A 13,597-nucleotide genomic window follows, 5' to 3' on the forward strand; every position below is an offset into this window, starting at 1 on the left:
ATAGGATTAGTGGTGATTTTAGTTTTATCAAACTTCTTTTCTTTCTAATTTATTTTGAATAAAAGGAACCACAACTAAAGGGTACTGCTCCACTTCCAAATGACTTTTATCCAATCCAAAATTAATATGATCTTTTACAGACAGATAACGCAAATTGTAATAAGCTTTCATAATGAAATTCTTCCAAAACGGTATCCTGTTATCATAAGAAAGGAAACTATCCATCAGAATAAATTTAAAATCACCTATTTTATTTTGCTGATAAGCCTGCTCCAGGGAATCAATAATATCTATTTCCTCTTTTTCTATCATATCATTCACGACCTGTTTAAAATAGTAACCAACCCTTGGTTCTTCACGGAATCCTAAATCAAACTGTACATAATAGACATCATTTTTTATAATAGTATCAACAGAATATTTCTGTGCATAAGGTTCGTCCAGGATATTTACATGCACAAACCAATAAATATCAGCTCGTTTTGGCAGTCCGAATTTTAATATTGAATCTATGATTGTTTTTTCAATCTTCTTTTCAGAATTTGAGGTAGTAAGATAAACGAGATTTGTTGCATATTTCGGTATATTTTCATCCACACTCAATTTGTTAAGCGTTGGAATATAGTCCGCTAATTTTTCAAAAGACTGAATATCCGATTTTATTTGTTTTCCCCGCCACCAAACATACATAATGGCAAATAATGAAAATCCTATTATTAAAGTGATCCATCCACCATCTTTTACTTTTTGCAGATTGGCGATCAGGAAACTCATTTCTACTGTTAAAAAGATCCCAGTAATGATTATGTTTAAAATTAAAGGAACTCTTTTTATTCTTAAATAAGAATTGATCAGCAAAGTACTCATCAGCATTGTAAGGGTAACACTTAGTCCAAAAGCGGCTTCCATTTTGGTACTTTCCTTGAAATGTAAAACCATACCGACACATCCGCACATCAGAAACCAGTTGATAGCAGGGATGTATAACTGTCCTTTTACATTACTTGGAAACAACACCAAATGTTTAGGCCAGATATTTAACCTGATTGCCTCGTTGATCAAAGTAAAGCAACCACTAATTAAGGCTTGTGAAGCAATAATTGTCGCTAAAGTTGCAATTCCTAAAGCAAGCCAGAAAATAGATTGTGGAACAATATGATAAAAAGGACTTAAGTTTCCTACTTCCTCACCTACATGATTGAGTAACCACGTTGTTTGTCCGGCATAACTTAGTATTAAAGCAATTTTTATAAAGACCCAGCTTATTCTTATATTATTTCTTCCGCAATGTCCCATGTCGCTATATAATGCTTCAGCACCTGTAGTACATAGAAAGATACTACCCAAAAGCCAGAACCCTTTCGGTTCATTTACCAGCATCTGATAGGCATAGTAAGGATTTAACGCCTTTAAAACACCCCAGTTATCACTTAATGCCATTGCCCCTAAAACTCCGATAAATCCAAACCAGATTACCATTGCCGGACCAAATACTTTACCTATTTTATCCGTTCCAAATTGTTGAAAAATAAATAAAACAATTAAAATCCCTATGATCACAGGAACCGTGTTAAATCCCGGAATAACAGCCTGAACGCCCTCTACTGCAGAAGCTACTGAAATTGGTGGGGTAATAATCCCATCAGCCATTAAAAAAGCACCTCCCGCCATTGCAATAAAAACGAGCCACTTGCCACTATATCTTCTTACCAAAGCATATAATGAGAAAATTCCGCCCTCGCCTTTATTATCAGCCTGCAGGGTAATGAGTACATATTTTATTGTAGTTTGAAAAACGAGTGTCCAAAAAATACAGCTTAAGCTGCCAAGCGCAATGGCTTCAGTAATAATTTTATGATGAAAAACTGCATTTAGCGTGTATAATGGTGAGGTACCAATGTCTCCAAATACAATACCTATAGCTATTAATGATCCTGCAAGAGTAATTTTCTTATGAAAATCTGAGCTATTCTGTCCGGTCATATGATGTTTTAATGCAAAATAAGTTAAATTTTACAATCTAATTATCAAAGATGTAATATTTTTTTCTTCAAAAAAAGATTAAGCCTCACAGCTAACTGCTATGAGGCTTTTGTGATGGTTTTATTTTATAATCAATCTGTTATGCTCTTTTTTTATAAACCCTCATTGCAAAAATATAAGCCACGATCATAATTCCCATACACCATGCAAGAGCAACCCATATCTCATTACCCACAGGTTGGTTTGAAAGTAATGCGCGGATAGCTTCAACTATTGAAGTTACAGGTTGATTTTCTGCAAAGACACGAACTACAGATGGCATTGATTCTGTCGGTACAAATGCAGAGCTTATCAATGGCAGAAAATGAATTGGATAAGCAATTGCAATGGCTCCATCTACAGATTTTGCAGACAGTCCGGCAATGGCGGCTACCCAAGTTAAGGCCAATGTAAACAGAGTAAGTATCCCTGCCACAGCGAGCCATGATAATATTCCTGCAGGTGAACGAAAACCAATAATAAGGGCCACTAGAACCACTACAACAACTGAGATCACATTGGATACCAATGAAGTCAGAACATGACCCCATAATGCAGCAGATCGTGCAATTGGCATAGAGTGAAATCGCTCGAATATTCCCCGTTGTACATCGGTAAACAGACGGAAAGATACATAGCCTATACTGTTTGCAACAGCAATCAGAAGTATACCGGGTAAAAGATAATTTACATAGTTATCCGTACCTGTTTGAATGGCACCACCTAGCACATATACGAACAATAGCATAAGTGCGATCGGCATGATGGTAACGGTGACAATGGTATCCATGCTTCGGGAAACATGACGGATAGAACGCCAGAACATAATAACCATGTCAGTGAAGAAATAACTCTTTATTGTTTCCATTTAGTTTTCATTTTTTTTACCGATGATTGCAAGAAATATTTCCTCCAGAGTCGGCTGTTTTTCAATATATTCTACTCTTGCTGGCGGAAACTGTTTTTTAAGCTCCGTTAGCGTACCACTTACAATGATTTTGCCTCCGTGAAGAATGGCAATTCTATCTGCAAGCTGCTCAGCCTCATCCAAATACTGTGTGGTAAGAAAAATTGTTGTCCCACCATCAGCAAGCTCTTTAACAATCTTCCATACTTCAATACGAGCCTCAGGATCTAATCCGGAAGTAGGTTCATCAAGGAAGACAAGCTGCGATTTTCCAACAAGGCTCATAGCGATATCAAGTCTACGACGCATCCCTCCTGAGTAGGTTGATGCCCTCCGGTTGGCAGCATCAGATAAACCAATGCGTTTAAGCAGATCATCAGCAACCTGGTGTGGATCATTAAGATGTCGCAGCCTTGCAATCATAACTACATTTTCCCGTCCTGTTAAAACCTCATCTACAGCTGCAAACTGTCCTGTCAGACTAATTGATTGTCGTACATTATTGGGTTTTAATAAAACATCGAATCCGTTTACAGTCACGTTTCCGCTGTCTTGTTTTATCAGCGTACTCAGTATTTTGACAATTGTTGTCTTGCCTGCACCATTGGAGCCAAGTAAGGCGAAAATACTGCCTGCTTTGACTTCAAAATCTACTCCTGTTAATACAGAGATATCCTTATAGGATTTTTTCAGCCCTTGTACCGAAATGGCAATTTCATTCTGTAACATATTTTCCTAATTATGATGTTAACAAAGTGATACCGGCCATATCAGCTTTTCCATTTTTCAGGAATTCATAGGTCATTCGATCTGCGTGACAGTCAATAAACTGTATCTTTTTCAGATTATTATTTTTAAAAAAGGTATTTATAAGTGTTGAATTCTGAAATGTAACCCTTTTAAAATCAGAATTTTCAAAATAACAATCCTCCAGTCTACCATCGAAAACAATATCTTCAATCTGTATCCCAATAAAAGAGGTCCTATTCCATACTGCACCTTCAACGGTATTATTGATGAAAGCCCCGGATTTAAATTTCACGCCTGAGAAATCAGCTTCGGAAAAATCACAACCTTTGGTATGGCTTTCTAAAAATTCAGCATCTTTCAGTGAACACTCAATAAACTGATTATTAGCAAGGCTGGAGCCCAGAATATGACTGCTGCTCATATCAGATGTTGAAAAGTCGCACCGGTCAACATGATTTCTTTTAAGAAAATTAATTCCAGTAAGATTGGCGCCAAAGAAGTCACAGCTTTTGATGTAGCTTTTTGAAAATTCAGTTTCTTTCAGGGAGCAGCCTTTAAATATATTATTGACTAAGTTGGAGTTCTGAATCTTGCTTCCGCTAATGTTGGAATCTGAAAAATCACATTGATCAACATTATTCCCTTTTAGGATAAGACCTGATATATCCGACCCAATAAACTTACATTTCTGTATATCGGACGAACTGAATTTGTCATGAAGATTATTTAACCCCGAAAAATCTGCATCTATCCAACTTCCGTTTGACATATTCCAACTGGGCTTTTTCTCATCTTTTCCGGATAAAGGTTCTTCATTTTTTTCAGCTAAAGGTTCAGTCGGGGTTTCCTCCGGGATTGCTGACTGAAAATTATCTGAAAAATAATTAAGATCAACACCCAGAATTTCCGCAAGACGGATAAAAGTAGTGATATCGGGCATTGATTCACCACGCTCCCATTTTCCAACAGCCTGTGAGCTTATGAATAAACGCTGGGCAAGCTGAGCTTGTGAGATATTAATTTTCTTTCGTGCCTCGACAATTTTATTGCCAATGATTTTAGTATTTAACATGATCGTATTTATTTATTTTTTCGACACTACAAAGGTATTGGGGCCTATTTCCAGAATCAAAAAAATACAGAAACTTATAGTTGTATTTACGCTACTTTTAGTTGTAATCCACCACTGTGAGTGGTCTATTGAGTTATTTCGATGAATTTGCTCTTCATAAGACCTGAATAGATACATTTTCTTTAAAAAACTAATGATCTATTTTTTCTGCTATCCTGTCTTTTTTTAATATCAATTTATATTACTTCCATTCTGCCCTGTGCATTATAAAACTGCTTTCCTGTTTTACGAATCCTACTTTTGGATAATACTCCATCGCGGTTGGCACTGATAAAAGCAATACCATCGATTGCTCACCCACTTTTTCTTTCGTTAAATTGATCAGTTTTCTTCCAACACCTTCTTTTTGATATTCACCTCTAATGGCAAGATCGGAAAGATAGCAGCACCAAACCCAATCTGTAATAGATCGCGAAACCCCTACCAACAGATCATTATGCCAAGCTGTAACAATGAGATCTGAATTGTTGAGCATCTTTTGAATCCTTTCTTTATCATTCGTTGGGCGAGGCAGCCCCGCATTATCATAAAGTTCAATAACCTGATCAGCGGTTGGTATTTTATCTGTACTGTATTTTATTTCCATGGTTCATATATTTTTTTATTCATATTTATTCTTTAAAATTGATGTCTTTGTTTTTTATCATGGTATTTCTAACGTCAGATATGTAAAATCAATTAAGATCATTAGTTAAAATAAGTATCTAAATTAAACATAAAATATATAAATCATCTGCATACAAAACACAATATAAATTTCATACAATACATTGATTAATATTGATTTATATTTGTTTTTGAAAATAATACGTATAAATAATTTTCCACCAATCATTAAAAAATGAAACTTAATCACCTTAATTTAAGTGTTCCAGATATAGCATCAGCGCGTTCTTTTTTTGAAACTTATCTGGATTTTACCTGTACCGACAGCAAGTTAAACGATAGCCTTTCCGTATTAACCGGTGAAGATGGCTTTATCTTGGTACTGATGAGCCAACAGATGAATCGTAATGGAAACAACGCTTACCCGGATAGCTTTCATATTGGGTTTTATCTTAAAAATGAAGCGGAAGTTCTGGCGAAATTTGAACAGTTAACAAGCGCTGGTTTTATTCTGGAACACGAACCACAAAGGATCAGAAAAGTCTTTGGTTTTTATTATCTGCATCAGAATATACTTATAGAAATTGTCTGCGAACTTCAGGAACCCAATGAATAGGTATTTAAACTTATAAAGCATAATAAACAGCAAATTACGACTTAGTTTTCGTTATATCTTTTGCTATATCTAAATAAATAACAGCTCTAAACTCCTATTAATAAAGGGTTTTTAATTTTTATTATGTTCAGACATAATAATGTTATATTTACTCCGTTTACTATACACGTAAGCTCATATTTTGAGTTTTCATGGTTATTAGTTTTTAATCCTCAACTTCGGTTGGGGATTTTTTTGTGAGCTATAAATATAATAATCCCTTTCTACCAGAAGACTTTGTTTATAAAAACGACTAGCCCAAAAACCTTTAAATAAAAGATTTCGACAGTCTCCTTTTTTAAAATCCTTTTTTTAAATTTGACTCATATTTGTCATATATTTGTAAAAACACATATATATTTTGGTTATGGAAAAGCTAAGAAGTTTAAGAAAACAAAGAGGAATATCACAGGAAAAAATGGCTAATGCAATTGCCACTGATCCTTCCAATTATTCACGCAAAGAAAGAGGTGAGGTAAGAATATACGATGATGAATGGGAAAAATTAGCAAAGTTCTTAGAGGTTCCTGTTGAAGATATTAAAGAAGAAGCTGTTGCAAATATTGTCAATAATAATGACAGTACTACTTTCAATGATAACGCAGGTAACTTTAACCAATACTATACTATTCCTAATTCTATCATAGAGAACTTACAAAGTTTTATTAAAGTATTGATGGAGCAAAATGAAGCTTTGAAGGAGGAAAATAAGAAATTGAAAGGTTAATAAGGGTAACAGTACCTTTTTTTTAAAAATATAAATACCACTTTAGAAGCGGTATTTTTTTTTGAAAATTAATAATGAAAATTTAAAGAATAGTAGAGTTAAAATCTAATACAAGATTACAAATATTTCTAAATCCTTTTACAAAATCAAAATTCAGTTTTTCTCTTAACTTTAAGGAATACGAAGTGAGCTCATCTAATAGAGATGGCTTTATTTGACTCGTTATTTATTATGGATTTTAATAACATTTATTTTAAAGATCAATACTTAATTATTGAAAACTCTTTCATGTTGGAAAAGATTGATATAACCTCTTTTGATGACATCATCATTTCCCATGAATTTCCGACCCGGAAATACAAGTTGTACATGTTCTTTACACAACCTGTAAAATATGAACCAAGGAAAGGCTTTATTAATAAATTGATTTGCGCAATCTTCAATCGCAATAACAACCCTAAGGAGATCAAGAGGTCTTATTATGATACTTCTGTAGAAAAATTGCTTCCAATGATTAAGCAATGTCTACCGGAGGCTAATATTCCAGATTTAAGAAACAGTGTATTTTGGGAAACAGAAGACGAAAAAAATGGGTTTCAAAGAACCCTTCATATTTACAGTAAGGATAAACTTTCTTTAACCGATGTATTTAAAAAGCATAATATGATGCGTAAATAAGAGGCCTCATAAGTTTCTTAAACCAGTTTAAGAAGGTATAAAATCTAAGTATATAAATTTGTTTCAAGAAATTAATACAATGGCATTACATACTCCAAAACTCGTCGCGGGTATATCTATCCCTGATAGCAGTTTAGCCAAACAGGCTACTGAACTTTTAATTGAACACGGTTCAGAATTCCTTTATAATCATTCACTGAGGACGTTTATTTTTGCCTCATTGAATGGCGACCAAAGAAAGCTGGTTTATGATCCGGAGCTTTTATATATCTGTTCTGTTTTTCATGACCTGGGACTTACGCCACATTACAGCAGTCCTAATAAACGTTTTGAAGTGGACGGAGCCGATGCAGCACGTAATTTTCTGAGGGGACATGGCTTATCAGATCAGACCTTACAATTGGTTTGGGATGCCATTGCACTGCATACTACACCAGGAATTGTAGAATATAAAGAGGCTGAAGCGGTATTACTAAACTCCGGGGTTGCACTGGATGTGGTAGGAAAAGGATATGATCAACTATCGGATACTATTCGAAAGGAAATTACAAGTTATTTCCCACGCACCAATTTTAAGAAAACAATTATACCCACTTTTTTTGAAGGGTTCAGACATAAACCACACACGACCTACGGCAACATGAATGCTGATATCTGTACCTGTATGATCCCAGGTTTTAAAAGCCCCAATTTTTGTGATGCCATCTGGCAATCTCCCTGGGAGGAATAATATACAATTTTCAAACTCAGGTCTGTAATATAATTTAAAAAAGAGGCTGTTCACAGTGAGCAGCCTCTTTATACCTAAAAAAATTTTATCAAAGATGATTAAGGGGTTACATAGAATCTTGGCCCATGATATTTCCACGTGTCATTTCCATATCCCAATTCATTAAAACTGGTTGTATAGAAATGTGATCCTCTTTTAGTATTGAAATATTCGTATACCGGAATGTTAGTTCCATTTAAATTGATAGGTGCACCTAACATTTTAATTTTCCTCCAACCGTTTGCTTCTTGCAATTCATCAACAATTCCACTAATATAAGAATCCCCGGTGTTTGTATTATGCCAAATTGTAATATAAGGGTTACTGGTTACTACAGGACCTACAGCTCCTAAAACTCTCTCTTTAAAATAGGATGCAGGAAACGGGTGATCCTGAATGGTATAATAATGTTGCATTCTAGAGTCACTGTAGTAAGCTTGAATTATGTTAGGCATTTCAAACTTAGCCTCTCCATTCTGTGTTCTTGCTTTTGCTGCCACTACATTCATGTTTTCATCATTTTGCATATCTGTATCAGATGAGCAGCTTGTGAAAGTTAAAAATACCGTTAATGTCAACGCTGACATTCTGAAAAAATTTCTCATAAAACTGTTTAATTATTTAACGTTAAAGTTTTGACAAATATACAAAAATTCTTTAATTAGTGATTAATAAATACCATATAAATACTATTAACATTACATTTCTTACAAAAATTATATCACTTATTAGTGTAATAAAACAATCAATATTAACAAATTTTAAATGATAAAGAATTTAAACATTCTTTTTATTAAATTATTTTAAAATGAATTATAGAAGTGATAATTTTTTACACAATCTCACCAACCGTTTCAATTCTTAATAAGAAATCTTTCACTAGTATTTCATTGTGTCTTCTTACATTTTGAATATCTTATTATTTTTTATAGCTGAATTATTTTAAAATACGTTCTAAAACAATTCACAAATAAGGGATCGTATAAACAACTGTACACAAATTATTTAACATAAAAAAAAATATTAAAAAAACACAAGTAAATAATATTTATATCTATACATTTGATTAATTAACACATAAATACAATGAGAAAAATTTTTATTATTGGTGCTTATTTAGGGATATATTCTTTGAATGCACAAACGACCATTTTTGAAGACAGCTTTGAAAGCTATGTAGACTTTGCTTACACGACAGGAACTGTTGGCAGTTGGACTTTAACAGACCTTGATGGTAAAAACTCGTATATTTTAAACGGTTCTAGTTTTCCTAATCAGTCGATTCCAAAAGCCTTTATTGTCTTTAATAAAGCAGGAATAGTTCCGGCTACGATATCTGACCAGACAGGTGCCAGAACTGGTAATAAGGCAATGGCCTGTTTTAATGTGAGTACTCCAGCTCCACTTGTCAATAATGACTGGCTGATCAGTCCTAAGATTACTTTAGGATCTACTGGAAATAATGTTAGCTTCTGGGTAAAATCAATCAATGAATTATACGGTGAAGAAAAATTTAATGTATGGGTATCTACTACAAATACCACTACCACTAGTTTTACTAAGCTTAATCCTAGTGTGATTGTGACTCCAGCTGTCGTAGAATATAACCAGCATACTTTTAATTTAGATGCTTACGCCGGACAAAGTGTATATATTGCTATACAGTGTGTTTCAGATGATCAGTTTGCCTTGTTTGTTGATGACTTTAAAGTTACAACAACAGGAACCTTAGGTACTTCTGAAACGTCTAAAGCTTCTTCTAATATCTCTGTATATCCAAATCCGGTATCCGACATTCTTACTGTTAAATCTAAAGAAAAGATTAATAATATAGAAGTTTTCGATATCAGCGGAAGAAAAGTAAATGCTACTTTAAATAATGACAAAGTTGATGTGAGAGCTTTAAATTCGGGAAGTTATATCATCAATATTGAAACTAAGGAAGGTAAAACTACTGAGAAGTTTATCAAAAAATAAGTACTGACAGACTTGAATTCATAATTGAAAAACACTCCAAATGGAGTGTTTTTTATTGGATACAAATCCACTTTCTACATTTTCCTATTGTCGACAATGACATCAAATGGGTTTTCAAAAGAACTTCTATCTTTTAAATATTGCTTGTCTTCTTCTGTTAATTCATCTGTTCCCAGCCCAATGTCTTCCCACTCCTTTCCGTCCTCTCTTCTATGGGCAAATTCAATACTTTTAATTGTTGGTTTTTTATTTAATCCTAAAACAGTCAGATCCATCAATTGACCTTCTTTAATTTCACCCTTCATAATTCGTCCAAACAGGAAAAACTGTCGTCCTGTAATTTGGAAAACATAATCAAGTTTAAACTGAGCAACAACTCGATCTCGCCAACTATGTCCACAATACCTGCATTGCTTTGCCTTTGGTGTACGGGCAAGTTTATAACACTTCGGACAGTTGTTGAAAAATACCTTTTCTGGAGTTTCAGCCATAATCCGCTTAGCTACTTCTAGTTCAAATTCTTCAGGAGTACTCTGAATATACATATGATACTGCAATGCTAACATTTCATCATTAGTCATCAAATTGCTAAAATAGTTTTTGATATAGTCTACAGTCTCTTTTTCCACGTTCAGTCTTATTTTGATTCTTACTCAGTGAAAAGGATTTTCAATCAGAACCTTCCTTTTCCATTTCTGTATTAATATTTCCTAATTTTCACACAGGAAACACCATTTATTTTCAGCTTCTTCCCTATTTTTTTTAGTAAACCTGTTTTCTCATCACGCCGGAATACAAAAACATTTCCGCTTCCTGCATTGGCTACAATTAAAAACTTCCCTGTTTCATCCATACCAAACACCCGTGCCTGTTTTCCATAAGTAGATTGATAACCAACATTTTTTAATGTTCCATCATTAAGAATTGAAAAAATGGCAATATTATTTTCATCACCCCGATTAGAAGCATATAAAAACTTACCGTCTGGAGAAATGTGAATGTCAGAGCTTTCAAAATTTTCTTTAACCTCATCTGAATGGGTATTGATCCTTTGGATATTCTCTAGTTTCCCATTATCATATGAATAAGCATCGACTGCTCCACCCAATTCTTCAATGCAATAGGCAAATTTACCATCGGGATGAAAAGTAAAATGTCTTGGTCCAGTTCCCGCATTGGTCGTTATAAAAGGCTGTTCAGCAGTTTGTAATGGTTCGGTTCTATCACCTTCAAATCGATAGGATCTAATTTTGTCCGCACCCAGATCAGGGGCAAAAAGGTAATTAAAGTCTGGTGAAAAAACAGTTGAATGAACATGGGAGCGGTCTTGTCTATAAGGATTGATACTCCCTTCTGAAAACTGAAAATTCTGAACACCCGGCTGTATGGTTCCATTTTCTAAAATCGGATATACAGAAATACTTCCTTCTGTATAATTTCCATTGACCAGCCATTTTCCATTCTTGTGAACAGTTACATACACCGGATTCTCACCACCACTCTTTTGACTGTTGATAAAACGGAGCGTTTTCTTTTCGGAATTAAATTCAAAACTGCTTACACTTCCTGCATTTTGCGTTTTACTTTCGGTACATGCAAAAATGTATTTCCCATTGGGAGATAAAGTTAAATAGGACGGATTTAAAACACCTTTAAAAGATGTTATTTTAGATAGTTTTCCACTAATGGTATCCAGTTGGTATACGTAAATACCTTCTGTAGTTTTATCCCGGTTAAAAGATCCGAAAAAGACATAGTTATTTTGTGAGTACAGATGTATTGATGCAAAAACGGCAACGGTTAAGGCTATTAATTTTTTCAATTTCTTTAAAGTTTATTGGAAGTTCTGGTAATAGAGTAATACTCCACAAATTTAATCATTGTACCCATTCATTGCATCAGATACATCTTTATTATTTTGATGTATAAAGTAAGTTGCCAAATCTGTATTGGAAAATCTGGTAAAATTCGCTTGGCGCAACAATGTCACCAATTGTCCCCTATGATACGTAGCGTGATTAACATAATGAGGAAGTGTTTGCCAAAACAGCATTTGTTCTTCTCCACCTCTTGGATATCTAATCGTGATTGGCTGTTGATAGTGATCTTCAGGATAGCTTTCTATAAAGCTTTTTATGTCAACGGATGCCTTTTTCCAAATTTCTATCAACTCACTTTTCGTCCCTTTAAACTCAGTTGATAAATAAATTGGATCAGGAGTATTTGTCCAGAAGTCAATCCAAATCTTTTTGGCACTGACCATATGTACAACAGTCTGTTTAATACTCGTGAAACTACTAACAACAGGGCGCTCCCATTGCTCATCATTAATTTGACCAAGCCATTCAATCGTAATTTGGTCTGCCCAATTGTTGTAATTAACTAATTCTAAAAAAAACTTTTTTGTCATTTTACTTTTTATTTTAAGTTCAATGCAAAAGTAAGTTCAGGGAAAGCTATAAAGCTGTAGTTAATCGTTCAAAAGCTGTTTATAAACGTTCACATTTTGTTGCTGAAATTGTTTTGGACTTATTCCATAAATCCGTTTAAATGATTGAGAAAAACTTGAATGATTTTCATATCCAACTTCGTAAAATACTTCGCTCGGGTTTTTGTTTTGTAGTAATAGTGATGTTGCTATTTCCATTTTCTTTTGCAGGAAATATTTACTGGGTGCCACATTGTAAAGTCTTAGAAATTTTCTTTTGAAAGTAGAAATGCTTGTATGGCACAAAAAGGCTAATTCATCTAATGTAAGATTATTGATGAGATTTTTTTCAACTGCTTTCTTTATTTCAATATCTGAATATTCTTCCATTTTTCTTGTTTGAAATGACAAGATAGCACTGGGGTATTTTTCAAGGAGATATAGCATTAATTCTTCAAACTTCAGTTGCAGCATTTGTGTTGAGACAAAAGATGATTTTTGCTGAATTAATTTAAGTGATAAAATATAATGGTTAATGAATTCATCCTTTTCAAATACGAGAAAGGGCTCTTCAACTTTTTCTGCATAGGCAGAAATACTTTTAATAATATGATCATATTTAATAAAAAAATGCGAGAGTGCCAGATCATTAAAAAAAAATAAAGTGCTGCGGTATTCATTATCAACAGAAAGCTTTTCTGTCATTAAACAATTATTTGAAGAAAGAATGGCAAATTGAGCGTTCGTAATTGTAGTTGCTTTATTTGCATAATGCAACACTTTTTCACCTTTTTCTAAAAAATTAATAAAATTCTCCTGAAGGAGTATTTTATTTCTTTGAGCCTGTTCCTTAGAAATGTAGCTGTATGTGCTAAGAATATCTCTGTCTGGTTCTCTGTTCACCTGTTGTTTGATCGTTTCCATAGTCCATCTGATGTCTTAGATG

General features: G+C 33.9%; 15 protein-coding genes. 5 read left to right on the forward strand and 10 right to left on the reverse strand.

The window, feature by feature from the left end:
- Positions 1-27: 27 nt before the first annotated feature.
- The 5 genes from AC3WRL_RS12585 to AC3WRL_RS12605 form a co-directional block, all read right to left on the reverse strand.
- Positions 28-1,983, reverse strand: coding sequence for a KUP/HAK/KT family potassium transporter (locus AC3WRL_RS12585; protein ID WP_214831401.1), 1,956 nt, complete (start codon positions 1,981-1,983; stop codon positions 28-30).
- Between the two features lie 139 nt (positions 1,984-2,122).
- Positions 2,123-2,848 carry an ABC transporter permease gene (locus AC3WRL_RS12590; protein WP_492330417.1) on the reverse strand — a complete coding sequence of 242 codons (726 nt, stop codon included), beginning with the start codon at positions 2,846-2,848 and terminating at the stop codon, positions 2,123-2,125.
- A gap of 42 nt (positions 2,849-2,890) precedes the next feature.
- Positions 2,891-3,658 carry an ABC transporter ATP-binding protein gene (locus tag AC3WRL_RS12595; protein ID WP_214831402.1) on the reverse strand — a complete coding sequence of 256 codons (768 nt, stop codon included), beginning with the start codon at positions 3,656-3,658 and terminating at the stop codon, positions 2,891-2,893.
- Positions 3,659-3,668: 10 nt separating this feature from the next.
- Entirely contained in the window at positions 3,669-4,751 is a 1,083-nt protein-coding gene (locus tag AC3WRL_RS12600) for a pentapeptide repeat-containing protein (protein ID WP_492330418.1), read from the reverse strand.
- Between the two features lie 241 nt (positions 4,752-4,992).
- Positions 4,993-5,397: a GNAT family N-acetyltransferase gene (locus tag AC3WRL_RS12605; RefSeq protein WP_214831404.1), complete on the reverse strand. Its 405-nt coding sequence runs from the start codon at positions 5,395-5,397 to the stop codon at positions 4,993-4,995.
- A 255-nt stretch (positions 5,398-5,652) separates the two neighbouring features.
- Between AC3WRL_RS12605 and AC3WRL_RS12610 the strand changes: the two genes are divergently transcribed.
- From AC3WRL_RS12610 to AC3WRL_RS12625, 4 genes are all read left to right on the forward strand, one after another.
- On the forward strand, positions 5,653-6,033 hold the full coding sequence (locus tag AC3WRL_RS12610) for a VOC family protein (protein ID WP_492330419.1): 381 nt from the start codon (positions 5,653-5,655) through the stop codon (positions 6,031-6,033).
- Between the two features lie 406 nt (positions 6,034-6,439).
- A complete protein-coding gene (locus tag AC3WRL_RS12615; RefSeq protein ID WP_492330420.1) occupies positions 6,440-6,799 on the forward strand; it encodes a helix-turn-helix domain-containing protein in 360 nt (119 codons plus the stop codon).
- Positions 6,800-7,087: 288 nt separating this feature from the next.
- A complete protein-coding gene (locus AC3WRL_RS12620) occupies positions 7,088-7,477 on the forward strand; it encodes a hypothetical protein (RefSeq protein ID WP_492330421.1) in 390 nt (129 codons plus the stop codon).
- 79 nt (positions 7,478-7,556) lie between these two features.
- On the forward strand, positions 7,557-8,207 hold the full coding sequence (locus AC3WRL_RS12625; RefSeq protein ID WP_214831408.1) for an HD domain-containing protein: 651 nt from the start codon (positions 7,557-7,559) through the stop codon (positions 8,205-8,207).
- A gap of 98 nt (positions 8,208-8,305) precedes the next feature.
- Here the strand turns inward: AC3WRL_RS12625 and AC3WRL_RS12630 are convergent, their stop codons facing one another.
- The gene (locus AC3WRL_RS12630) at positions 8,306-8,851 is read right to left on the reverse strand and encodes a hypothetical protein (RefSeq protein ID WP_261512529.1); all 546 of its coding nucleotides are present in this window, start codon (positions 8,849-8,851) and stop codon (positions 8,306-8,308) included.
- A gap of 481 nt (positions 8,852-9,332) precedes the next feature.
- Here AC3WRL_RS12630 and AC3WRL_RS12635 point away from each other — a divergent pair, with 481 nt between their 5' ends.
- Positions 9,333-10,223 carry a choice-of-anchor J domain-containing protein gene (locus AC3WRL_RS12635; RefSeq protein WP_492330422.1) on the forward strand — a complete coding sequence of 297 codons (891 nt, stop codon included), beginning with the start codon at positions 9,333-9,335 and terminating at the stop codon, positions 10,221-10,223.
- A 74-nt stretch (positions 10,224-10,297) separates the two neighbouring features.
- On the opposite strand, the gene AC3WRL_RS12640 is transcribed toward AC3WRL_RS12635, so the two are convergent.
- The 4 genes from AC3WRL_RS12640 to AC3WRL_RS12655 all read right to left on the reverse strand — a co-directional run bounded on the left by AC3WRL_RS12640 (position 10,298) and on the right by AC3WRL_RS12655 (position 13,575).
- Positions 10,298-10,789, reverse strand: a complete 492-nt coding sequence (locus AC3WRL_RS12640; protein ID WP_492330423.1) for a hypothetical protein — start codon at positions 10,787-10,789, stop codon at positions 10,298-10,300.
- A 134-nt stretch (positions 10,790-10,923) separates the two neighbouring features.
- Positions 10,924-12,045, reverse strand: coding sequence for a lactonase family protein (locus AC3WRL_RS12645; protein ID WP_492330424.1), 1,122 nt, complete (start codon positions 12,043-12,045; stop codon positions 10,924-10,926).
- Positions 12,046-12,096: 51 nt separating this feature from the next.
- On the reverse strand, positions 12,097-12,633 hold the full coding sequence (locus AC3WRL_RS12650; RefSeq protein ID WP_492330425.1) for a DinB family protein: 537 nt from the start codon (positions 12,631-12,633) through the stop codon (positions 12,097-12,099).
- Positions 12,634-12,693: 60 nt separating this feature from the next.
- Positions 12,694-13,575, reverse strand: coding sequence for a helix-turn-helix domain-containing protein (locus tag AC3WRL_RS12655; RefSeq protein WP_492330426.1), 882 nt, complete (start codon positions 13,573-13,575; stop codon positions 12,694-12,696).
- Between the last annotated feature and the right edge of the window lie 22 nt (positions 13,576-13,597).

This window comes from Chryseobacterium sp. FW101-FHT12H09 (assembly GCF_058790395.1).

Excerpts from the sequence above, each read along its gene's own strand:
- AC3WRL_RS12585 (WP_214831401.1), bottom strand. The coding sequence starts at position 1,983 with ATGACCGGACAGAATAGCTCAGATTTTCATAAGAAAATTACTCTTGCA.
- AC3WRL_RS12590 (WP_492330417.1), bottom strand. The coding sequence starts at position 2,848 with ATGTTCTGGCGTTCTATCCGTCATGTTTCCCGAAGCATGGATACCATT.
- AC3WRL_RS12595 (WP_214831402.1), bottom strand. The coding sequence starts at position 3,658 with ATGTTACAGAATGAAATTGCCATTTCGGTACAAGGGCTGAAAAAATCC.
- AC3WRL_RS12600 (WP_492330418.1), bottom strand. The coding sequence starts at position 4,751 with ATGTTAAATACTAAAATCATTGGCAATAAAATTGTCGAGGCACGAAAG.
- AC3WRL_RS12605 (WP_214831404.1), bottom strand. The coding sequence starts at position 5,397 with ATGGAAATAAAATACAGTACAGATAAAATACCAACCGCTGATCAGGTT.
- AC3WRL_RS12610 (WP_492330419.1), top strand. The coding sequence starts at position 5,653 with ATGAAACTTAATCACCTTAATTTAAGTGTTCCAGATATAGCATCAGCG.
- AC3WRL_RS12615 (WP_492330420.1), top strand. The coding sequence starts at position 6,440 with ATGGAAAAGCTAAGAAGTTTAAGAAAACAAAGAGGAATATCACAGGAA.
- AC3WRL_RS12620 (WP_492330421.1), top strand. The coding sequence starts at position 7,088 with ATGTTGGAAAAGATTGATATAACCTCTTTTGATGACATCATCATTTCC.
- AC3WRL_RS12625 (WP_214831408.1), top strand. The coding sequence starts at position 7,557 with ATGGCATTACATACTCCAAAACTCGTCGCGGGTATATCTATCCCTGAT.
- AC3WRL_RS12630 (WP_261512529.1), bottom strand. The coding sequence starts at position 8,851 with ATGAGAAATTTTTTCAGAATGTCAGCGTTGACATTAACGGTATTTTTA.
- AC3WRL_RS12635 (WP_492330422.1), top strand. The coding sequence starts at position 9,333 with ATGAGAAAAATTTTTATTATTGGTGCTTATTTAGGGATATATTCTTTG.
- AC3WRL_RS12640 (WP_492330423.1), bottom strand. The coding sequence starts at position 10,789 with ATGTTAGCATTGCAGTATCATATGTATATTCAGAGTACTCCTGAAGAA.
- AC3WRL_RS12650 (WP_492330425.1), bottom strand. The coding sequence starts at position 12,633 with ATGACAAAAAAGTTTTTTTTAGAATTAGTTAATTACAACAATTGGGCA.
- AC3WRL_RS12655 (WP_492330426.1), bottom strand. The coding sequence starts at position 13,575 with ATGGAAACGATCAAACAACAGGTGAACAGAGAACCAGACAGAGATATT.